This is a genomic window from Pseudomonas sp. Leaf59 (assembly GCF_920984685.1).
Lineage (GTDB): Bacteria > Pseudomonadota > Gammaproteobacteria > Pseudomonadales > Pseudomonadaceae > Aquipseudomonas.
Genome location: NZ_CAKLBR010000001.1, coordinates 39776 through 62372, shown reverse-complemented (window position 1 = coordinate 62372; position 22597 = coordinate 39776). Strand labels below are relative to the sequence as shown.

Here is a 22597-nt window from a genome sequence, read left to right as displayed (position 1 = left end):
AAGGGAGGTTTTTGTAGATGCCGTTACGGACTCTGGAAACCTGGCCCCACGGCGCAATCATGCTGGACGCGCAACACACGCGTTTTGCCCTGTGGGCGCCAGACGCGTTTTATGTCAGCGTTGAATTGGAACACGGTAAATCCATTGCCATGCTGCCCCAGGCAGATGGCTGGTTCGAGACAGAAGTGGCGTGCCCTGCGGGGACACGCTACCGCTTCAACATCGATGGGGAAATGGAAGTACCCGACCCCGCTTCAAGGGCACAGGCCGACGATGTACACGGCTGGAGCCTGGTGGTCGACCCGCTCGCCTATGAGTGGCGACACAGCCAATGGCAGGGCCGCCCCTGGCACGAAGCGGTGATCTACGAGCTGCACGTGGGCGCACTGGGCGGCTACGCTGCGGTTGAGCAACACCTGCCGCGCCTGGCCGAGCTGGGTGTCACGGCCATCGAACTGATGCCTCTGGCGCAGTTTCCCGGCGAGCGCAATTGGGGCTACGACGGGGTCCTGCCCTACGCGCCGCAATCCTCCTACGGTTCCCCCGAACAGCTCAAGCACCTGATCGACACGGCCCACGAACACGGCTTGGCCGTGATCCTCGATGTGGTCTACAACCACTTCGGCCCGGACGGCAATTACCTGGGCCAATACGCCGCAGGCTTCTTCCAGGAAGAGGTGCACACCCCCTGGGGCGCCGGCATCGACTTCAATCGCCGCGAAGTGCGGGACTTCTTCCTCGATAACGCGCTGATGTGGTTACTGGAGTACCGTTTCGACGGCCTGCGCCTGGATGCGGTGCACGCCATCGACAACCCGGACTTCCTGCAGGAACTGGCGCACCGCGTGCGTCAGCAGGTGGACACCGGCCGTCACGTGTGGCTGATGCTGGAAAACGAGCTGAATCAGGCCAGCCTGTTGCGGCAGGATTTCGATGCGCAGTGGAATGACGATTTCCACAACGTGCTGCACGTATTGCTCACTGGCGAAACCGACGCCTACTACAGCGACTTTGCACAGGACCCGACCGCCAAACTCGCACGCTGCCTGGGCGAAGGCTTTATCTACCAGGGCCACACCACGCGCCACGGCCATGCCCGTGGCGAGCCCAGCGCAGATCTGCCACCGACCGCCTTCGTCGCGTTTTTGCAGAACCATGACCAGATCGGCAACCGCGCCCTCGGCGAGCGCCTGCACCAGCTCTGCTCGCCGCAGGCGCTCGAAGCGGCCACGGCCCTGCTGTTGCTGTCGCCGATGATTCCGCTGCTGTTCATGGGCGACGAAGTCAACGCCAGCGAGCCGTTCCTGTTCTTCACCGATCACCATGGCGACCTGGCCGAAGCCGTGCGCGAAGGCCGGCGCAACGAATTTGCCGATTTCGCCGCCTTCCATGACCCCGAGCGGCGCGAACGCATTCCCGACCCGAATGCGCTGTCGACCTTCACCCGGTCGACCCCCAGCTTTGCCGACAACGAACAGGCCGAGCTGTATCGCCACCTGCTGCGCCTGCGCCACCGGCACATCGTGCCGCACCTGCCCGGCGCCGTCGCCCTGGGCGCGCAGGTGCTGGCCGACGCAGCCGTCAGTGCGCGCTGGCGGCTGGGCGATGGCAGCACCTTGCAGATCGACCTGAACCTGGGCACCACGACGCTGGACTGCGCCGCGTCAGGCCCGGTTATCTTTCAAACGCCGGCCAGCCAGGATGCGCAACTGCCGCCCTGCAGCGCGCGCGTCACCTTATCCCCTGTTGGAGAGCACCCTTGAGCGAAGCGAACCTGGAAATCCTCGCCAGCCGCGCGGGCCTGGCCGTCGATTGGATCGACGCAAACGGCCGCCCGCAACGCGTCAGCGCCGATGCCCTGCGTGCCGTGTTGAAAGGCCTCGGTCACCCGGCCGACAACGATGCCGAGATCGACGCCAGCCTGCATGAACTGGAACAGGCACAAAACGACAAACACCTGCCGCCCCTGCTCACCGTTGAAAGCGGCGACGGCCTCGACCTGGCGCACTTCTTCGCGCCCGACACGCCCTGCCGCGTGAACCTGGAACAGGGTGACGCCCTGGAACTGCGCCTGGACGGCAACGCCGTGCTGCCGGGGGTGATCGCTCTTGGGTATCACCAGGTGCATATCGCCGACCAGCAATTCACCCTCGCCGTGGCGCCCCGCCATTGCTACAGCGTGGCCGAAGCAGTCGACACCCACCCTGCCCGCGCCTGGGGCCTCAGTGCCCAATTGTATTCGCTGCGGCGCCTCGGCGATGGCGGTTTCGGCGACACCCTGGCCCTGGAAAACCTGGTGCGCGCCGCCGCCGAACGCGGCGCCGATGCGTTGGCGATCAGCCCGATGCACGCGATGTTCAGCGCCAACACCGGCAGCTACAGCCCCTACTCGCCGTCCAGCCGCTTGTTTCTCAACAGCCTTTACGCATCGCCCGCCAGCATCCTCGGTGAACGGGAAGTGCGTAACGCGATTGAGGCCCTGGATCTGGACGAAGAACTGCACCGGCTAGAACAGGAAACCCTGATCGACTGGCCGGCCGCCGCCAAGGCCAAACAACGCCTGCTGCGCGCCCTGTATGAAGATTTTCGCCATGGCCATCACCCGCAGCACGCCGACTTCCTGAGCTTTCGCCAGGCCGGTGGCGAAGCCCTGGAAAACCATTGCCGCTTTGAAGCCGTACAAGCGACGCGCGCCGCTGCCGGCGAAGACCTCGACTGGCGCCATTGGCCCGAGGACTGGCGCACGCCGCAGAGCCCGGCACTGGCGCAATTTGCCGAAGACAACCGCGATGAAATCGGCTTTTACGCCTTCAGCCAATGGTTGATCGCGCGCTGCCTGGCGCGTGCGCAACAAGCCGCACGTGGCAGCGGCATGGGCGTCGGCCTGATCGCCGACCTGGCCGTGGGCGCCGACGGCGGCGGCAGCCAGGCCTGGAGCCGCCAGGATGAACTGCTCGCCGACCTCACCGTGGGCGCGCCGCCGGATATTCTCAACCGTGCCGGCCAGGGCTGGGGCATCTCCGCGTTTTCCCCCGAAGGCCTCAAGCGCAACGGCTTTCGTGCGTTCATCGAGATGCTGCGTGCCAACTTCGCCCACGCCGGCGGCCTGCGCATCGACCATGTGATGGGCCTGCAGCGCCTGTGGGTGATCCCCATGGACGCCTCGCCGCGCGAAGGCGCTTACCTGTATTTCCCGGTGGACGACATGCTGCGCCTGCTGGCGCTGGAATCGCACCGCCACCAGGCCATCGTATTGGGCGAAGACCTCGGCACGGTGCCCGACGGCCTGCGGGAAAAACTCAGCAGCCGCTCCATCCTTGGCATGCGCGTGCTGTTGTTCGAACAGAACCATGAGGGCCGGTTCACGCCGATTCTCGACTGGCCGGACAACGCCCTGGCGACCACCAGCACCCACGACCTGCCCACCCTCAACGGTTGGTGGCACAGCCGCGATATCGACTGGAACGTTCAGCTCGGCCTGATCGACGCGCCCACCGTGGAGCAATGGAGCGAGCATCGCTTGCGTGAACGCCAGGCGCTGCGCCAGGCCTTGGGCCAGGACCCGCAGAACTTCGTCGACGAGATCCGCAACGAGACCGACCACATGATCGACGCCAGCGTGCGCTACCTGGGGCACACCCGTGCGCCGCTGGTGTTGCTGCCTCTGGAGGATGCGTTGGCCATCGAAGAACAACCCAACCTGCCGGGCACCACCGATACCCATCCCAATTGGCGCCGCCGCCTGCCGGGCGAGGCCGCGAGCCTGCTCGACAACGCCGGCGCCGCGCGTCGCCTCGAGCTGCTGGCCGTCGCGCGCAACCAAGCCTATGAGCGTGACCGATGAAAGCACTGCCCCTGCGCGCGACCCAGCGCCTGCAATTCCATAAAGGTTTTACCCTCGATGACGCGGTGCCGCTGGTGCCGTACTTCGCCCGATTGGGCATCAGCCACCTGTACGCCTCGCCGCTGCTGAGCGCGCGCGCCGGTTCCATGCACGGCTACGATGTGGTCGACCCCACCAGCGTCAACCCGGAACTGGGTGGCGAAGCGGCCCTGCGCCGGCTGGTCGCGGCGCTGCGCGAGCACGACATGGGGCTGATCCTCGATATTGTCTCCAACCACATGGCCGTTGGCGGTGCCGATAACCCCTGGTGGCTCGACCTGCTGGAATGGGGGCGCCTGAGCCCCTACAGCGAATTTTTCGACATCCAGTGGCACTCGCCGGACCCGCTGCTCAAGGGCCAGCTGCTGATGCCGTTTCTGGGCAGCGACTACGGCGAAGCCCTGCAGACCGGCACCCTGAAGTTGCTGTTTGACGCCGCGCACGGTGTGTTCTACGTCGAGCATTACGAGCACCGCTTCCCGATCTGCCCGCGCGACTACGCGATGATCCTGGGCAATGACGAGCCACTCAAACCGCTCGCCGAGCGTTTCAGCGCCCTCGCCCATCAGGACGACGCCTACGTCGAAGCCGCCTGGCTCAAGCAGGCCCTGGCCGAGCGGGCCACCGAGGTGCTGCCGGCCATCGAGCAGCGTCTGGCCGCGTTCGACAGCCGTCAACCGGACGGCTTCAAGCGCCTGCACCAACTGCTCGAACAACAGGCCTACCGCTTGGCCAGCTGGCGCACGGCGGCGGACGATATCAACTGGCGGCGTTTCTTCGACGTCAATGAGCTGGGCGGCCTGCGGGTGGAACGCACAGCCGTGTTCGAAGCCACCCATGGCAAGATTTTCGAGCTGATCAGCGCAGGGCTGGTGGACGGCCTGCGCATCGACCACATTGACGGCCTTGCCGATCCGCGCGGTTACTGCCGCAAGCTGCGTCGCCGCGTGGACTCACTGGCGCCGGACCAGCACTTGCCGATCTTTGTCGAGAAGATCCTCGGCGACGGCGAAACCCTGCGCGAAGACTGGCAAGTGGACGGCACTACCGGCTACGAGTTCATGAACCAGCTGTCGCTGCTGCAACACGACCCGCAAGGCTTTGCACCGCTGGCCGAGCTGTGGACGCGTCACAGCGAGCGGCCTTCGGCATTTATCGAGGAAGCCCGGCTGGCGCGCCAGCAGATCCTCAATGGCTCGCTGGGCGGCGACTTCGAAAGCGTGGCCCAGGCGCTGTTGCAGGTGGCCCGCGATGACGTAATGACCCGCGACCTGACGCTGGGCGCCATTCGCCGGGCCTTGCAGGAACTGATCGTGCATTTCCCGGTGTACCGCACCTACATCAGTGCCCGTGGCCGCAGCGCCGCCGACGACAAGATCTTCCAGCAGGCCATGGACGGTGCGCGCAGCACCTTGAACGAAAGCGACTGGCCGGTGCTCGAACATCTCGAGCAGTGGCTCGGCGGCCAGCCGTGGCGCAATCGCCCGGTGGGCCGTGAACGCAAGATCCTCAAGCATGCCTGCGTGCGCTTCCAGCAATTGACCTCGCCGGCCGCTGCCAAGGCCGTGGAAGACACCGCGTTCTATCGCTCGGTGGTGCTGCTGTCGCGCAACGATGTGGGCTTCAGCACCGAGCAGTTCAGCGCGCCGGTGGAGGCGTTTCACGCGGTCAACCAACAGCGCCTGCAGGCGTTCCCGGAGAACCTGCTGGCCACCGCCACCCACGACCACAAGCGCGGCGAAGATACCCGCGCGCGCCTGGCGGTGCTCAGCGAGTGCGCGCCATGGTATGTCGAGCAGGTAGAGCACTGGCGCACCCTCGCCGCGCCCTTGCGCAGCGATGCCGACATACCCAGCGCTGGCGATGAGCTGATTCTGTACCAGGTGCTGCTGGGCAGTTGGCCGCTGGACATGGGCGCGGACTTTAGCGACTACCAGCAACGCCTGTGGCAATGGCAGCAGAAGGCCCTGCGCGAAGCCAAGTTGCTGAGCAGCTGGAGCGCGCCCAACGAAGCTTACGAACAAGGCGTGGAAGCATTCCTCTCGCGCCTGTTGCTCAGCGACGAAGGCCGCGCACTGCGCGATGCCATCGGCAGCGCCGCTCAGGCCATCGCACCGGCCGGCGCCTTGAATGGTCTGGCGCAAACCTTGCTTCGCGTCACCGTACCGGGTGTGCCGGACCTGTACCAGGGCGCCGAGTTCTGGGATTTCAGTCTGGTGGACCCGGACAACCGTCGCCCGGTGAATTTCAGCGCACGGCAAGAGGCGCTGGATACACCGCCGGATCCTGGTGAGCTGCTGTTCAACTGGCGTGACGGACGGATCAAGCAAGCGTTGATCGCTCAGGTGCTGGCCTTGCGCGAGGCCCATCCCGAGGTATTCCGCAGCGGCAGCTACACGCCGCTGGAAGTGGTCGGGCAACACGCCGACCACGTGGTTGCATTCTGCCGCGAGCACGCCGGGACACAGGTGCTGGTGGTGGTGCCACGCTGGCCGCAGCGCCTGCTTGAAAACGGTGTGCATCCCACCATCACTGCGCAGGTTTGGGGCGATACACGGGTGAAATTACCGTTCAACGCGCCAACGCAAAACTGGAAGGGACTTTTTCATACAGGCGCAGTCACACCAGACAAGGAGCTGTTGATCAGCACTGCCCTGGGGGATTTCCCGGTCAATGTCTTTATCAATCCTGATATTCAAGAAAGCTGAACATTTTCTGTGAGGAGCGTGTGATGAGTAATGAAGACAAACGCATTCGCGAATTGGCGCATCAGATCTGGGAATCCGAAGGCAAGCCCCATGGTGACGACGCACGGCATTGGGAAATGGCGCGCAAGCTGGCTGAAGCCGAGGCGCTGACGCCGAGCAAGGGCAAGCCTGCGGAGAAACCCAAAACCGGCCCGAAGGCCGTGCCCAAGGCGGGTCCTAAAGCGGCGCCCAAGCCCAAGCCGGCACCACCTGCCGACAGCAAATCGGCTGCCCCGGCTGCGAAAAAGCCGCCAGCGCCGAAAAAACCAAAGCCTTGACCTCCACACCGCTTGTCGACACCGTCGGCAAGGGGTGCTTTTACCTTCCAGACAGTCAGCTGAATTTTCGTCAGTACGGCCGCGTTCGGCCTGAAAAAGACCATTGCAGGAGCAACATCATGAGCAAGCCCGACAAAAACCCTCCGACGCCGAGCCATGAGCCGTCGAGGATCCGTGAAGGTTTGCCCTTCCCGCTTGGCGCCACCTGGGATGGCCTGGGCGTCAACTTTGCGCTGTTCTCGGCCAACGCCACCAAAGTGGAGCTGTGCCTGTTCGATGACAGCGGCGAAGTGGAACTCGAGCGTATCGAGCTGCCTGAATACACCGACGAGATTTTCCACGGCTACCTGCCCGACGCCCATCCAGGGCTGATCTACGGCTATCGCGTGTACGGTGCTTACGACCCGGCCAATGGCCACCGCTTCAACCACAACAAACTGCTGATCGACCCCTACGCCAAGCAACTCGTGGGTGAATTGAAGTGGTCCGAGGCGCTGTTCGGCTACACCATCGGCCATCCGGACGACGACCTCAGCTTTGACGAACGCGACAGCGCGCCGTTCGTGCCCAAGTGCAAGGTCATCGACCCGGCGCACACTTGGGGCAACGACCAGCCGGTGCGGGTGCCGTGGGACCGTACGATCATTTATGAAACCCACCTGCGCGGCATCAGCATGCGTCACCCCTCGGTCGAGGAATCGGTACGCGGCACCTGCGCCGGCTTGATGGAAGACGATGTGCTCAAGCACATTCGCCAGTTGGGCGTCTCGTCGGTGGAGCTGTTGCCCGTGCATGCCTTCGTCAATGACCAGCACCTGCTGGAAAAAGGCATGACCAACTACTGGGGCTACAACAGCATCGCGTTCTTCGCCCCCGACCCGCGCTACCTGGCCAGCGGCAAGATCGCCGAGTTCAAGGAGATGGTTGCGCACCTGCATGAGCAGAAGCTCGAAGTGATCCTCGACGTGGTCTACAACCACACGGCCGAGGGCAACGAGCGCGGCCCTACCCTGTCGATGCGCGGTATCGACAACGCCTCCTACTACCGTTTGATGCCCGACGACAAGCGCTACTACATCAACGATTCGGGCACCGGCAACACGCTCGACCTGAGCCACCCTTGCGTGTTGCAGATGGTCACCGACTCGCTGCGTTACTGGGCCACCGAGATGCACGTCGATGGTTTCCGCTTCGACCTGGCCACCATTCTTGGCCGCTACCGCGACGGTTTCGACGAGCGCCACAGTTTCCTCGTGGCCTGCCGTCAGGACCCGATACTGCGCCAGTTGAAAATGATCGCCGAACCCTGGGACTGCGGCCCCGGCGGCTATCAGGTGGGCAACTTCCCGCCAGGCTGGGTGGAATGGAACGACCGCTTCCGCGACACCGTGCGTGCCTTCTGGAAGGGCGACGACGCGCAACTGGCCGACTTTGCCGGGCGCATGACCGCCTCGGGCGAGATGTTCAACCACCGGGGTCGCCGTCCGTACAGCTCGGTGAACTTCATCACCGCCCATGACGGATTCACCCTGCACGACCTGGTGTCGTACAACGACAAGCACAACGAAGCCAACGACGAGAACAATCAGGACGGCAGCAACAACAACCTGTCCTGGAACCATGGCGTCGAAGGCCCGACCGAAGACCCGGAAATCAACGCACTGCGCCTGCGCCAGATGCGCAACTTCTTCGCCACCCTGCTGCTGGCCCAAGGCACGCCGATGATCGTGGCCGGTGATGAATTCGCCCGCACCCAGCACGGCAACAACAATGCCTATTGCCAGGACAGCGAAATCGGCTGGGTCAATTGGGACCTGGACGAAGACGGCAAGGCCCTGCTCAAGTTCGTCAAGCGTCTGATCAAGCTGCGCCTGGCCTATCCGATCCTGCGTCGCGGGCGTTTCCTGGTGGGCGACTACAACGAAGACATCGGCGTGAAGGACGTCACCTGGCTCGCGCCGGATGGCAACGAAATGAGCACCGAGCAATGGGAGGACGCCCACGGTCGTTGCCTGGGCATGCTGATGGATGGCCGCGCCCAGGAAACCGGGATTCGCCGTGCCGGCGCCGATGCGACGTTGCTGCTGGTGGTGAACGCCCACCACGACCTGGTCAATTTCCGCCTGCCCCACGTGCCCGAAGGTCAGTTCTGGACCTGCATGCTCGACACCAACGAACCGGCCGTGCGCGGCCAGGAACGCTTCGACTTTGAACACGAGTACGCCGTAACCGGTCGTTCGCTGCTATTGTTCGAACTTCAGCGAGACGACGAGGTGTGAGATGGCTTTGCACGGATTCCTTCGCGGCTACCGGGGCTATGCGGACACGCAGGCCCTGGGTGACGCCGTGAAGGCTCTTCAGGAAGAAGGACTCGATCAACTCCCGCTGCCCGGCAGCGGGCAGACCCTGGAACGGTTCAGCCGCCTGGCGCAGGTGGCCGGGCACGACCTGCGCCTGTGCAAGTTGTTCGAGGGCCATACCGACGCCTTGGCGATCATTGCCGAGCTACGCTGCCCGCTGCCGCCACTGGGCAGCACCTGGGGCATGTGGGCCGCCGAACCGCCCAATGCAAAAGTAAGGGTGCGCAAGGCGGGCCAGCGCCTGCTGCTGGAGGGGCGCAAGGCTTGGTGCTCGGGCGCGGCGGTGGTCAGCCATGGCTTGCTCACCGCCTGGGATGAGGATGATCGCCAGCAACTGGTGGCGGTGGAAATGCACCAGCCAGGCGTCACGGTGACGGATCAAGGCTGGAACGCGGTGGGCATGGCGGCCACTGGCAGTGTCGAGGTGGTCTTCAATGAGGCCTGGGGCATTGCCATCGGCCAACCCGGGGATTACCTGGCGCGGCCGGGCTTCTGGCACGGCGGCGTCGGTATTGCCGCATGCTGGTACGGTGGCGCGCAACGCCTGGCCGAAGTGCTGCGCGAGCAGTGCGGCAAACGCTCGGAACCCCATGCTCTGGCCCATCTGGGTGCAGTCGACAGTGCGCTGAACAGCGCGGCCTGTGTGCTGCGCGCCAGTGCCTGGCAGATCGACCAGGAGCCTCTGGCTGACGCGCGCCTGCTGGCGCAGCAAACCCGCGCCAGCATCGAAAACATGACCGAACAGGTGATCCACCATGTCGGACGTGCCGTCGGCGCCGGGCCGTATTGCAAGGATCCGCATTTTGCCCAGTTGATGGCGGACCTGCCGGTGTACGTGCGCCAAAGCCATGCCGAACGTGACCTCGCCTCGTTGGGCGAACTGGTGGCGGGCGAGCCGTCCGGGAGTTGGCAGTTATGAAACCCAACCCGATTGTCGGCCAGGGCACACCCTTGCACCAATGGCAGAATTCACCCCACATGGCCGGATTGCCGCAGATAAGCGTCGAACAACTGGTGCCCGAGGGCCATCGCGCCGTGATCATCGCGCCGCACCCGGACGATGAAGTGCTCGGTACGGGTGGCCTGCTGCAAGGCCTGGCGGCGCTGGGCCGGGCGATTCAGCTGATTTCGGTAACGGACGGCAGCGCCAGTCACCCGGGGTCGCAGCGCTGGCCGGTGGAGCGCTTGAGCGTGGTGCGCCCGCAGGAGTCGGCCCAGGCCCTGCATCGCCTGGGTGTGCCCTTGCACAGTCTTAAATGGCTGCGCGCAGGTTTCGCCGACAGCAAGGTCGCTGCCGGCGAAGCGCAATTGGTGGCGTTCATCCAGCGCCACCTCAAGCCTGATGATGTGGTGTTCGCCACCTGGCGCGAAGACGGGCATTGCGACCATGAAGCGGTCGGTCGCGCCAGCGCCAAGGCCGCCCAGGCCGTAGGCGCAACGCTGTATGAACTGCCGGTGTGGACCTGGCACTGGGCGACACCCGAGGACAGCCAGGTGCCATGGCACCGCGCGCGCAAGATCCCGTTGAGCCCTGAAGCGGTGGCTCGCAAGCGCCACGCGATCCATGCGTTTGCCAGCCAATTGGAGGGTGACCCGCAGATCGGTCTGCCGCCAGTCCTGGCGCCCTATGTGGTCGAACGGTTGCTGCAACCGTTTGAAGTGGTGTTTGTATGAGTGTCGCAACGCCCTACTTCGACCAATTATTCGACGGTAACGATGACCCCTGGGCGTTTCGCCAACGCTGGTACGAGCAACGCAAACGCGCGCTGACCCTGGCCGTACTGCCGCGCCCGCACTACGCCTCGATCTTCGAACCCGGCTGCGCCAACGGCGAGCTGAGCGCCGCACTGGCGCCACGCTGTGACCGGTTATTGTGCTGCGACACCGCCTCGGCGGCGGTGGCCCTGGCAAAAAAGCGCCTGCAGGACTTCCCCCACGTGCAGGTGCAGCAAAGCCGCCTGCCGCAGGAATGGCCCGAGGGCCAGTTCGAACTGATTGTGTTGAGCGAATGGTGTTACTACCTGGATGCCGATGACCTTTCCCGCCTGATCGACCGTGCCCTCGGATCGCTCAGCGCCAACGGGCAACTGCTCGCCTGCCACTGGCGACCGGCCATCGACGGCTGCCCGCAGACCGCCGAACAGGTGCATGCCCTGCTCGACAAGCGCCTGGCGATGCCGCGCGTGCTGATGCACCACGAAGCGGATTTCATCCTTGATCTGTGGAGCCGTGACAGCACCTCGGTGGCCACTCACGAAGGCCTGCGGTGATAGCGACGCCTCAAAAATCGTCGTTGTGCCATGTGACAACGGCGGATCCTTGTCTATGCTGACAACGCCTGACTGGGATTCCCGGGCTGGAATGCCAGGCATTCGTCGCAACGGAGTCTGCGGCGGTTACCCAAGTGTCGTACCGCATGCGGTGGCGACCGAGTTCAATCGACAAGGATGTGTCACCCATGAATCCTGCTTCCCTGCGTGACGGCCGCCGCGGTCCTGCGCAAGTCTGGAACAGCGCGCCGCAATTGGCGCAGATCCCCACTATTCACCCCAACTCATTGGTACCGCCAGGTGCGCGCGTGGTAGTGGTTGCGCCGCACCCGGGCGATGAAGTGCTGGCCTGTGGTGGTCTATTGCAGCGCCTGAGCGTGCTGGAACACCCGCTGCAATTGATCTCGATCACCGACGGCAGTGCCAGCCATCCGGGTTCGCGGGTGTGGCCGGCCAGCCGGTTGAGCGTGGTGCGGCCCCAGGAAAGCGTGGAAGCGTTACGCCGCCTGGGCATGCCGCTGCACAGCCTTAAATGGATTCGCGGCGGTTTTCGTGACGGCGGCCTGGCCGGCGATGAACACGCGGTGAGCCAATTTATCGCGCGTTACCTGCAACCCGGCGACGTGGCCTTCACCACCTGGCGCCACGACGGCACGCCCGATCACGAGGCCGTTGGGCGTGCCTGCGCGACGGCCTGCAACCTGGTGGGCGCCCATCTGTACGAATTGCCGGTGTGGGCGTGGCACAGTCCGGTGCGCGAAGGCTCGACGATTCCCTGGCTGCGCGCGCGCAAGGTGCGCCTGGATAGCTGGTGCGTCGCGCGCAAGCTGCACGCCGCCCACGCCTTCGCCAGCCAGCTGGCCGGCGATCCCGCCATCGGCCTGCCGCCGATGCTCGCCCATGATCTGCTCGAGCGGATGCGCGAACCGTTCGAGATTGTGTTCGTCTAGCGCCCTGATTGACGGCGAGGTGCGTGCCCTCGCCCGAATGTCGTTCAGTTATGCGAACGCTGTGCTTGAAGCGACGAAGATCAAATGAGCGACCGTTCGACTTGCCCGTGAAGGCGGTTTTTTGGTGTGTATATCCGTTGATGCGGTGATGGCGACTTAGGGTTCCGCCCTTACGGCGGGTCACTTTGGAAAAGCCCCAAAGTAACCAAAGGGCTCTTGCCCCACCACTCGGCACCTCGCTAAGGCTCGGTGTGCCCGCACTCCGGCTTGAATCCGTGGGCCGCCGCAATGGGCCATCCCTGGCCCAGTGCGGCTAACCCGGCGTCCTGCCGGGTTACCCACGGATTCAAGCCTGCGTGCGGCCAGCGTGGTTGACGGGGCGCTTCCAGATCAAAAGCAAAAGCAAAAGCGTGGCGGCCTGAGAGCCGACCGAAATGGTCTGCCGAACGCTGTACAAAATGTGGGAGGGGGCTTGCTCCCGATGGCGTCGGCCCAGCAGACATTGATGTTGACTGACCCTCCGCTTTCGCGGGCAAATCGCACCGCCGCTCCCACGGGCGAATCTGCACTTAACTAAACGGCATTGGCCCTCACCCCAGACGGCTTACACATCATCCTTAATGTGAAAAATTCGTTAACCAATTCTCTGCAAACGCTTTTTTGCCCGGACACCTTCTGTCACACTGATGCGAATAATTATCAACCGCCTTATTATTCGCCAGGGAAGGCGCATCGGGGAGAGCTTGTTCCATGTCTGTGCAACAACAAGGCAACACCATTTTTGCACCGAGTTTGATGGCGTTGGCCATTTGTCTCGCCAGCTCACACGCGGCCTTTGCCGCCGATGTCGAGCCCTCCTCCGGCCCTATCGAACTGGGCGCCACACAAGTTTCCGGCGAGGGGCAATTGGGCGAAACCACCGAGGGCACGCAGTCCTACACCACGGGCGCGATGAAAACCGCGACCAAGCTGCCCCTGACCCTGCGTGAAACCCCACAGGCCGTCACCGTTGTCACCCGTCAGCGCATGGACGACCAGGCGATGACCAGCATCAATGATGTGGTCGCCGCCACCCCGGGGTTATTCCTCAACTTCTCCAACGGCCCTGGCCGGCAGTCGTACACCGCGCGCGGTTTCGACATCGATAACCTGATGTACGACGGCATTCCAAGTGGCTACAACGGCGTCAACGTGGGTGCCCAACCGAACCTGGCGATGTTCGACCGCGTCGAGGTGGTGCGTGGCGCTACGGGCCTGGTCACCGGCGCGGGTAACCCGTCGGCCGCCATCAACCTGATCCGCAAGCGGCCGCTGGACGAGCAGAAAGTCACCCTCACCGGCGCGGCCGGCACCTGGGACAACTACCGTGGCGAGCTGGATGCCTCCAGCCCGCTGAATGACAGCGGCACCTGGCGTGGCCGGGTGGTCACCTCCTACCGCGATGCCAACAGCTTTATCGACAATGTCGGGGATTACCACGGGCTGTTCTATGCGGTCACCGAAGCCGACCTCAGTGAAAACACCCGCCTGACCCTGGGTTTCTCGAACCAGAAGGACAAGACCAACTACTTCTGGGGCTCGTCGATGGTAGGCCAGGATGGTCACCACTTGAACCTCTCGCGCTCCTACAACCCCGGTACACGTTGGGAGAACAAGGACCAGGAAATCAACACGGTCTTTGCCGAATTGCGCCAGCAACTGGCCAACGACTGGAAACTGCAGGTCAACGCCAACTACGCCGAGCAGAACGCCCTGTTTTCCGGTTCCTACCAGTCGCGCTGGGTCAACAACACCCTGGCCCGCACTGTGTACCAGTCGGCAGCGGATGAAAACCAGGCGGGCCTCGACGCCTTTGTCAGCGGCCCCTTCCAGGCGCTCGGGCGCACCCATGAGCTGGTGGTGGGCGCCAGCCGTCGCGTCTACGACCTGACCACTCACAGCTACTCGCCATACGACATGAACTGGCCACTCACAGCGGGCAAGCCGGAGTTCGCCCACACCGCCAACGGTCGTGAAGTCACCACCCAAGACGGTGTCTACGTGACCACCCGCCTGAGCCTGGCCGACCCATTGAAGCTGATCCTCGGCGCCCGTCTGGACTGGTACGACTACGACAACCACGATGGCGACGGCGACTACAAGGTCACCCGCAACGTCACCCGCTACGCCGGCCTGATCTACGACCTGGACGATCATCATTCGGTGTACGCCAGCTACAGCGACATCTTCACCCCGCAGACGGCCAAGGACACCTCCGGCACCCCGGTCAGGCCCATCGTCGGCAAGAACTACGAGGTGGGCATCAAAGGCGAATACCTGGGTGGCGCGCTGAATGCCAGCGTCGCGCTGTTCCGCGTCGATCAGCAGAACCGCGCCGTCGACGTGGTGGTGCCGAACTGCCCGCAGGCCTCCTGCGCTGAGGCCTCGGGCGAGATTCGCAGCCAGGGTATCGACTTTGAACTGCAAGGCGCCCTTACCGAACACTGGCAAGTGGGCGGTGGCTACACCTACGCGCGCACCCACGTGATCAAGGACCCGTCCAATCCGCAGAGCGTGAACAAGCAGTTCGACACCGACACCCCGGAACACCTGTTCAAGCTCACCACGCGCTATAACTTCCAGGGCCCGCTGGAAAAACTCCGCGTGGGCGGCAACATCTCCTGGCAGAGCCGCATGTACAACGACCTGACCGTCGCGGATGGCAGCCGCTACCGGCTCAAACAGGGCGCTTATGCCGTCACCGACCTGATGGCCGGCTACCAGGTCAATCAGCATCTGGACCTGCAGCTCAACGCCAACAACATCTTCGACCGCACGTACTACGAGACCATCGCCAACTCCGTGGACTATGGCGGCGATTCCTACGGCGCACCGCGCAACATGATGTTGACCGCCAAGTACAGCTTCTGACCCTCCTGCGGCTGCCCGCCCGGGCAGCCGTTCCTGGCTTAAAGTCCCGTGCGGGCTTGCCGATAACAGCCTGAAGCGCAAAAAAACAACGATCCGCTTCACTCAGCACGCGGCCGTCGTGGCACGCCCCATGCTTTGTTCCTGGCCAAACCACAAGGAGTAAACGTGAATGCCCGTCCCCAGCCCCTTTTTGGAGCACTACCGCAAGGCCGACCGCATCATGCTGGCGCTTATCTGGCTGATGTTCCTGTTTTCCCTGGGCCTGGCGTTCTGGCATGACACCCTGATACAGGCGCTGTTGGTCGGCGGCGGCACTGCTTTGGTGCTCACCGTGCTGTACCGCGCCATCGGTGGCAGCCGGTTGATGCGCTGCGCCCTTGGCGCCGGCCTGATGGTGATGGCCGCGCTGCACATCAACCAGGCTCAGGGCGTGATCGAATCGCACTTCGGGATCTTCGCGCTGCTGGCAGTGCTGACCTTTTACCGTGACTGGCTGCCGATCCTGGTGGCCGCGGCGACCATCGCCGTGCATCACGTGGTGTTCCACGCCTTGCAGCATCAGGGCTTCCCGGTGTTCGTGATGGAGCATCACGGCGGCTGGACGATGGTCTTCGTGCACGCGTTCTACGTGGTCATGGAAACGATCGCACTGCTCTATCTCGCGGTGCACAGCCAGGCCGAAGCAGTCGAAAGCCAGGAAATGCTCGACAAGATGCTCGCAGTGACCTCGCAGTTCACCGCCGAAAGCGCGCACACCGAAGGCAAGGTGCATGTGTCCCTGGCCAAACGGTTCGACCACTTCCTGCAACAGCTCACCCTCCTGATCGACGGCGTCGCCCGCGACTCCCATGGCCTGGGGCAACTCGGCCAGGAACTGGCCAGCGCCAGCGGCACCCTGGAAAAAGGCGCTCGGCATCAACTGGCCGAGATCACCGAGATGACCGGTTCGATGCAGCGCATGGAAGACGCCATGGGCCACATCACGGTGCAGGTCGAACAGGCCGTGGAGCACGCTGGTCAGGCCAGCCGCCAGATCGTGCGCGGTCAGGAGAGCGTCAGCCGCGCCCGCCAGGAAATCAACCAACTGGCCTCCCACATCAACGGCACCGAATCCACCGTCCAATCCCTGGCCGCCCAGGCCGAACAGATCGGCTCGGTGCTCGAGGTGATCAGCAGCATTGCCAACCAGACCAACCTGCTCGCCCTCAACGCCGCCATCGAAGCCGCCCGCGCCGGCGAGCAAGGCCGCGGCTTTGCGGTGGTGGCCGATGAAGTGCGCAGCCTGGCCCAGCGCACCGCCCTCTCCACCCAGGAAATCAAGACCATCATCGAAGGCCTGCAACACGGCAGCCGCCAGGCCGTCGCCGCCATGCACGACAGCCGCGAAGGCGTGGAACGCTGCGTGGAAGACAGCCGGCTGGCCGTCGAGATGCTACAGGCGGTGGGCCATGACATCGCGCAGATCGACGCGCTCAACGGGCGCATCGTCAGCACCACCCGCGACCAGTCCTCGGCGAACCTTGAGATCGTCGGACGCCTGCAGTCGGTGCAGAGCATCGCGCAAAGCACCGCCGACGACGTGGAAACCCTGGCGCGCAGCAGCGAGCGCCTGCCGCCGATTGCCGTGCGCCTGGACGCGCTGGGGCGCAGGTTTCACCCCTGACAATCAACCTGTGGGAGGGGGCTTGCTCCCGATTACGGTGGGCCAGCCATTACATCTTTGGCCGATACACCGCAATCGGAGGCAAGCCCCCTCTCCACATGGGTTACTCTGCGCGCCTCTGCATCGCCTCCCACCAGGATTCACGACATGCGCCTGCCCGATTTCATCCTCGAACACCTCGAGCCGATTCTGCAGGCCTGGGAAGATTTCGCCAGAACCATCAAAACGCCGGGCGCCGAGCTCGACAGCCTGGCGCTGCGCGACCACGCCGAGCAGATGCTGCGGGCCATCGTGTCGGACCTGCGCACCCGCCAGACCCGCCGCGAGCAAACGGCCAAGGCCCAGGGCCATGGCCCGGTGGATGAGCAGGAAACCGCTGCCGAAACCCACGCCATCACGCGGCTGATGGCAGGTTTCACCATCGACCAGATGGTCTCGGAATACCGCGCCCTCAGAACCAGTGTGGTCAGCCAGTGGATGCGCCAGGTCCAGGAAGGCACGCCGATCAACGTCGACGACATGACCCGCTTCCACGAGGCCATCGATCAGGCACTTGCGGAATCCATCGCCAGTTACTCGCGTGCGGTCGAGGCCTCGCGCAACGTGTTCCTCGGCATTCTCGGTCACGACCTGCGCACCCCGCTTGGCGCAATCATGCTGGGTGCCGACATTCTCAGGCGTTCGGAAGGCGCCGGCGCCCGCTCGACCAAAGTCGCCAATCAGATCTACACCAGCGTGCGGCGCGCGAGCCAGATTGTCGGTGACCTGCTCGACCTGACCCGCTGCCAGATGGGACCGGGAATTCCGGTCAGAACCGCAGCGGTTGACCTCGCACCGCTCTGCGAGCGTGTGGTTGAAGAAATCCAGGCGTTTCATCCCGAGGCCAGGATCGTGCTCGAAACACCGTCACCGGTCGCCGGGCTGTTCGATGGCGCGAGGATGCAACAGGTCTTCTCGAACATCATCAGCAACGCGGTGCAGCACGGCGACACCGCCCGGCCTATCAAGGTCGAGCTGACGACTCACGAGCACCACGCCGTGTTCTCGGTGCACAACAGCGGTGAGGCGATACCCGAGGACGTGCTGCCGTTCATCTTCAACCCGATGGGCCGCTTCTCACAGCGCACGGCGATTGATCACGGCCCCACGGAGGGCTTGGGCCTGGGCCTTTTTATCGCATCGGAAATCGTGGCGTCACATGGTGGAACGATCGAGGTCAGCTCTGACGCGGACCGGGGCACGGTGTTTCAGGTGAAGATAGCGCTGGATAAAGACGCCTCCACCATTGCCTGACGCCGCGTGACAATCAGCGTTTCTTCAAACGCGCCAACACCTCGTCACACGCCTGAGCCCAGGCCTGGGTTGCGCCCTGCTCCCTCAGCACCTCCAGCCCCGCACGGGTAAAGGTGCCCGGCGTCGCAATCGCTTCGCCCAGCGCTTTCACGCTGGTGTCGGGTTGGTGGCGGGCACTGGCCAGGCAATCCTGCAGATTGCCCATCACCAGTTGCCGCGCCTGCTCCTCGGACAACCCCCTGGCGGTAAACCACTGCTGAAGGTCATGCACCAGGAAATAGAACCAGCCGTTCATGCAAGCCGCGACCGTGGCGAGCTCGAACTCGGGCTCATCGTCCAGCACGACCAATTGCCCGAGCGCGCCGAGTACCGATTGATGGGGCTCGCCACCTGGGCTGATCACCACCGTGGACTGGTTGATCTGCGCCGCATACGACAGCATCGCCCGCACCGGCAGTGCTGAGGGAAAGTGCCCGGCGAGGTCGCCGAGGGTCAACCCGGCGACCAGCGAGACCAGCGTCTGCCTAGGCTTGAGCTGCACCTGCGTGGCAAGCTGCGCGACCGCATCAGGCCGCACGCCGAGGAACAGCAGGTCCGACCCATCGACGACGGTTTGATTGTCGGCCATCACCTCGCAGGCACAACGATTGCCCAGCGCTTGGGCACGTTCATGGTTGCGCGCAGACAGCAGAATTTGCCCGGTGAAGCCACTGCGGCGCAGGCCGATCACGACTTTCTCGGTGAGCTCGCCGACGCCTAGTATTCCGATGTTCAGCATGTGATTGCTCCGTTTTGTTCGCAGTGCCGTTTTGCTAAAGTTCGCGACTGACAAGCCGACATTTTTTGTTCCTACTTCACGGATGATTTCAAATGTTCCGATCCGTTTTTTCCGGCGTTGCCTTGCTCGCCGTCGCCGCTGCCTGTAATGCCGCCCAGGCTCAGACCGTCACCACGCCCGAACAGCTCCTGACCGAGTTCTCTCGCTGCGATGCGCATTTCTTCGAGAGCCTGCGCGACGCCCGCCTGCCGGCAGATACCTTGCGCCTGAGTCAGTACGGCTCGGTCAAGGCGCCGACCATCATGAACCCGTTGCAGGAAGGTGGCACCTATCAACGCTTCGAAAAGCCCCTGATCGTCAATGGCGTGCCTCTGATCGGCTACTACAACCAGGCGCAAACCATGAACGACGTGGGTAATTTTCTGTTCTGGGGTTTCGTAGCCGATGGTCTGCCGCAAGAGGTGGCCGAAAAACTCAAGCCGCTGATTGTCGATAACGCACGCTTTGTCAGTGAGGGCAAAGCCATTGCCCGCGCCGAAATTCGCCGCGTCGGTGACCCCATCGGCCAATGGCGCACCGAAGGCTTGACCGGCCCTGGCGTCGCCACGCCGTTTGGTTTCGTAGACCGCGTGTTCATGGTCGACAAGGGCGACGCGACACCGCCACTCAAGGGACACACCACTGTGTTCTGCTCGCTGCAAGGCACCGTGACCGCACCGCTTTTGCAGGTCTATCGCCCTGACCTCAACGCTCGGCTGTTCGACTGACAAGGAAGTTTTTCATGACTATTCGCTGGCCCGCACTCATCGCATGCGTCTTCATCCTCACCGGATGTGCCGGAATGCAGAACCCGCAAAAAGCCAACCTTGCGCACTGCGCAACTCAGTTCAAGGCCTACAAAGCCGAGAACTACCCTCTGGTGCTGCAAGAGGGTGATTTGTGCCTGCAGAAAAACACCCTGCCCGCCTCGCTGCAAAGTCTGGTTTACGCGTTGCAGGCCGACGCCTACAGCAACCTCAAGCAATTTGCGCAAGCCGTTACAGCCAAGGAAAAATCCCTGCAATTGGCGACCAAGCCTGACCCACGCGCCAACCTGGACTTGAGTGCCATGTATCGCGACGCTGGCAACCCGAAAAAAGCCTTAGAACTGGTGCAGTACAACCTGGACAACGGCCTGGGAGAAGCCGGAAAAGGCTCGGGCTTCCACATGCCGACCTACTACCACCTGGGCCTTGCACTGACAGACCTGGGTCAGTACCGAGAAGCCGCTGAAGCATTCAGCACCGGCCTTCAACGCCAGCCGGACTTTGCCTGGGCTTACTACGCGCGCGGTGTCGCGTACGACCATTTGGGAGACAGGGACGGCGCGAAGGCTGACTTCCTGAAGTTCTCGCAGATCGTTAAAAAGAAATACGTGGAGGAGAAGCACAGGGCGAAGCTGGCTGAGTATGGGATATCGGTGCCGTAACAGGAGCGTGGTTATTGGCTGATTGCTGTCTTTTATGAAGGGCTGCAATCGGCCAGAACCGGACGCTCACTGTGTGACCTTTTAGTATTTTTTCTGGCTTTCTAATATTTTTGAAGCGTCTGTCTTGAGAGATACTTTGTGATAATTATGTCGCGTCATCTTTTTCATAAACTCGTCATCATGATACTCACCATTCAGAATTGCTCGCTCAATTAGTCGCTCGGACCAATAGTCATTTCGTTTGATTTTCTCCCATTTCGTACTACCTCCAGCGACGAATCGAACAGTACATTCAGTAATTGCGCGACATGCAAGCTCAACCAATTTTCCATCGAAGCATGATAGTTCGCTAGTACAGGATGCCGTTGTTCTATTTTTTCTATACAAATACTTCCCTTGCCTAATAATGAGCATAGTGCGGATATTTTCTTCGGATAAGCCAAATTTTGCGAGCGCATCTAAATAGCCGAAGGCGTAGTGCCCACTTAAAGCGTTCTTGCAGTATACGCAAGTTCTTAAGGCAACATATATGACGTCGCAAAGCCAAAGTTGACCGATGATGCTGTCCGGATACCATTGCAATCTCGCAATTAACCTTCTTGTTTCATTGTGCTGCTTGGTAATTTGAGATTTTAGTGGGCGGAAATCTTTAAATTCGTTGAGTAAATTTTTGTTTCCAGCCAAAAAGACCCCGTCAACATCCAAATGTGTGAGGAATAGCGAGCCCTTCTCTTTCATCCGTCTTATGGTTTCTTGAGAGTAAAACACGACATCGTCGTACTCACTGGAAATGGCATCATAATTTGGGGGAGTTTCGGACCAAATGCACACCAGATCAATGTCGCTATTGATATTCGCGTCGCCTCTTGCGGAAGATCCGCACTGAATTATAACGAACGACACTATTTCACTATCCTTTTAACAATGATTGCAGTGACCACTGCACACCATGCAACTGACCCTAGAAGAAATGCGATAGTAAATACGAGCGGTAGTGAATTATGTAAAGGTGTTATCTCGCCAAAACCTACAGTGGTGAAGGATACTACTGTGAAATAGAATGCTTCTAGAAAACCGCTGCTTTTATCAAGCTGACCTTCGATTATAAAAGCAAATGTAAATATGGACAGTATCGTGACGATTAATGTGTTTTTAATTCCATAGCCGTAGCCTAAAAAATAATCAAAAAACAAACTTGTGACGAAACGACTCGGCCTGGGGGTTGTTCCTCGGAGATGTTGATACCTACGGTAAAATTGAAATTTTCTGTCGGCATGCATTGCGAACTCATCCTGATGCATATCCTTAGAATTTCTATACAGGGACTGAAAAAGCCCTGAATTGACGTTCGCCATATCCCAGTGCCATTTATCCGAAAACGAGAATAGCCTTGGATCTATATAGGTTGATTTGAATTTTGTCTTATAAAAATAACACTCATCGAATTTGCAATCATGAAATTCGGTCTCTACGATTTCCGCCCCATTAAATACGCACTCAATGAAGCGGCACTTATCAAAAGTGAAGCTCTCGATTATCTCCTGAGAAAACACGCACTTATTAAAGTATCTCCCATTAATCCGGCGTTCTTTTGATGGGAGCTTTATGTTGGGGAATTTAATTAAAGACAAAGTTACATCTCCGTCTTTAAGGGCGTTTATGCTTACTTCCTCAGTTGCTCGCTCTTTGAACGTTAATGCTGGAGGATGACCAGGTTTTTTTCTCCAATTCCAAAAGCGAATTAGCTCATGTCTTAGTAACGATAGGCGGCAATGAATTTTTTTGAACATTTCGTGATCTCGAGATTTGAGAGCTGGCTGATTACGCAACCTCGGTGGGTCATCAAGCTTGCAGACTGTGCGCCAAGCCCACCAATGGCCTTGATTTTGCCAAGTCACATCGTCAATACTCTCAGTTGGTAGCGATGCTGTCAAAATACTCACGATCCCTCTGCTATTAGTGACCGATTTCCCCGGCGCCGTTATCATGGCGGCTAC

The 22597-nt window shown here is 61.6% G+C and carries 17 protein-coding genes; 14 read left to right on the top strand and 3 right to left on the bottom strand.

Annotated features, from left to right (window positions below):
- Positions 1 to 17: 17 nt before the first annotated feature.
- The 12 genes from treZ to LUB09_RS00220 all read left to right on the top strand — a co-directional run bounded on the left by treZ (position 18) and on the right by LUB09_RS00220 (position 18354).
- Positions 18 to 1763: a malto-oligosyltrehalose trehalohydrolase gene (treZ, locus tag LUB09_RS00275; protein WP_231421202.1), complete on the top strand. Its 1746-nt coding sequence runs from the start codon at positions 18 to 20 to the stop codon at positions 1761 to 1763.
- Positions 1760 to 3844: a 4-alpha-glucanotransferase gene (gene malQ / locus LUB09_RS00270; protein ID WP_209981756.1), complete on the top strand. Its 2085-nt coding sequence runs from the start codon at positions 1760 to 1762 to the stop codon at positions 3842 to 3844. Before treZ ends, malQ begins: the two co-directional genes overlap by 4 nt.
- Positions 3841 to 6591 carry a malto-oligosyltrehalose synthase gene (locus tag LUB09_RS00265; RefSeq protein ID WP_231421194.1) on the top strand — a complete coding sequence of 917 codons (2751 nt, stop codon included), beginning with the start codon at positions 3841 to 3843 and terminating at the stop codon, positions 6589 to 6591. The genes malQ and LUB09_RS00265 overlap by 4 nt, the downstream gene beginning before the upstream one ends.
- 23 nt (positions 6592 to 6614) lie before the next feature.
- Positions 6615 to 6908, top strand: a complete 294-nt coding sequence (locus tag LUB09_RS00260; RefSeq protein ID WP_231421193.1) for a DUF2934 domain-containing protein — start codon at positions 6615 to 6617, stop codon at positions 6906 to 6908.
- A 119-nt stretch (positions 6909 to 7027) separates the two neighbouring features.
- Positions 7028 to 9187, top strand: a complete 2160-nt coding sequence (gene glgX, locus LUB09_RS00255) for a glycogen debranching protein GlgX (RefSeq protein ID WP_209981750.1) — start codon at positions 7028 to 7030, stop codon at positions 9185 to 9187.
- 1 nt (position 9188) lies between these two features.
- Complete coding sequence (locus LUB09_RS00250) at positions 9189 to 10187, top strand: acyl-CoA dehydrogenase family protein (protein ID WP_231421192.1); 999 nt, start codon at positions 9189 to 9191, stop codon at positions 10185 to 10187.
- Positions 10184 to 10942 (top strand): PIG-L deacetylase family protein, encoded by a 759-nt coding sequence (locus LUB09_RS00245; protein ID WP_209981747.1) that lies wholly within the window; start codon positions 10184 to 10186, stop codon positions 10940 to 10942. The genes LUB09_RS00250 and LUB09_RS00245 overlap by 4 nt, the downstream gene beginning before the upstream one ends.
- On the top strand, positions 10939 to 11538 hold the full coding sequence (locus LUB09_RS00240; protein WP_231421190.1) for an SAM-dependent methyltransferase: 600 nt from the start codon (positions 10939 to 10941) through the stop codon (positions 11536 to 11538). Before LUB09_RS00245 ends, LUB09_RS00240 begins: the two co-directional genes overlap by 4 nt.
- Positions 11539 to 11726: 188 nt before the next feature.
- Positions 11727 to 12488, top strand: a complete 762-nt coding sequence (locus LUB09_RS00235) for a PIG-L deacetylase family protein (protein WP_209981743.1) — start codon at positions 11727 to 11729, stop codon at positions 12486 to 12488.
- A gap of 750 nt (positions 12489 to 13238) precedes the next feature.
- On the top strand, positions 13239 to 15398 hold the full coding sequence (locus tag LUB09_RS00230) for a TonB-dependent siderophore receptor (RefSeq protein WP_231421188.1): 2160 nt from the start codon (positions 13239 to 13241) through the stop codon (positions 15396 to 15398).
- Positions 15399 to 15567: 169 nt separating this feature from the next.
- Positions 15568 to 17061: a methyl-accepting chemotaxis protein gene (locus LUB09_RS00225; RefSeq protein WP_231421186.1), complete on the top strand. Its 1494-nt coding sequence runs from the start codon at positions 15568 to 15570 to the stop codon at positions 17059 to 17061.
- A 147-nt stretch (positions 17062 to 17208) separates the two neighbouring features.
- On the top strand, positions 17209 to 18354 hold the full coding sequence (locus tag LUB09_RS00220) for a sensor histidine kinase (RefSeq protein ID WP_231421185.1): 1146 nt from the start codon (positions 17209 to 17211) through the stop codon (positions 18352 to 18354).
- Between the two features lie 13 nt (positions 18355 to 18367).
- Here LUB09_RS00220 and LUB09_RS00215 read toward each other — a convergent pair whose 3' ends face one another.
- A complete protein-coding gene (locus LUB09_RS00215) occupies positions 18368 to 19132 on the bottom strand; it encodes a pyrroline-5-carboxylate reductase family protein (protein WP_231421183.1) in 765 nt (254 codons plus the stop codon).
- A 92-nt stretch (positions 19133 to 19224) separates the two neighbouring features.
- Here LUB09_RS00215 and LUB09_RS00210 point away from each other — a divergent pair, with 92 nt between their 5' ends.
- Positions 19225 to 19899: a hypothetical protein gene (locus LUB09_RS00210; protein WP_231421182.1), complete on the top strand. Its 675-nt coding sequence runs from the start codon at positions 19225 to 19227 to the stop codon at positions 19897 to 19899.
- Positions 19900 to 19913: 14 nt separating this feature from the next.
- Complete coding sequence (locus LUB09_RS00205; RefSeq protein ID WP_231421180.1) at positions 19914 to 20600, top strand: tetratricopeptide repeat protein; 687 nt, start codon at positions 19914 to 19916, stop codon at positions 20598 to 20600.
- 81 nt (positions 20601 to 20681) lie between these two features.
- On the opposite strand, the gene LUB09_RS00200 is transcribed toward LUB09_RS00205, so the two are convergent.
- Positions 20682 to 21503: a nucleotidyltransferase domain-containing protein gene (locus LUB09_RS00200; protein ID WP_231421178.1), complete on the bottom strand. Its 822-nt coding sequence runs from the start codon at positions 21501 to 21503 to the stop codon at positions 20682 to 20684.
- Positions 21503 to 22543, bottom strand: a complete 1041-nt coding sequence (locus tag LUB09_RS00195) for an ion channel (protein WP_231421177.1) — start codon at positions 22541 to 22543, stop codon at positions 21503 to 21505. The genes LUB09_RS00200 and LUB09_RS00195 overlap by 1 nt, the downstream gene beginning before the upstream one ends.
- Positions 22544 to 22597 lie beyond the last annotated feature (54 nt).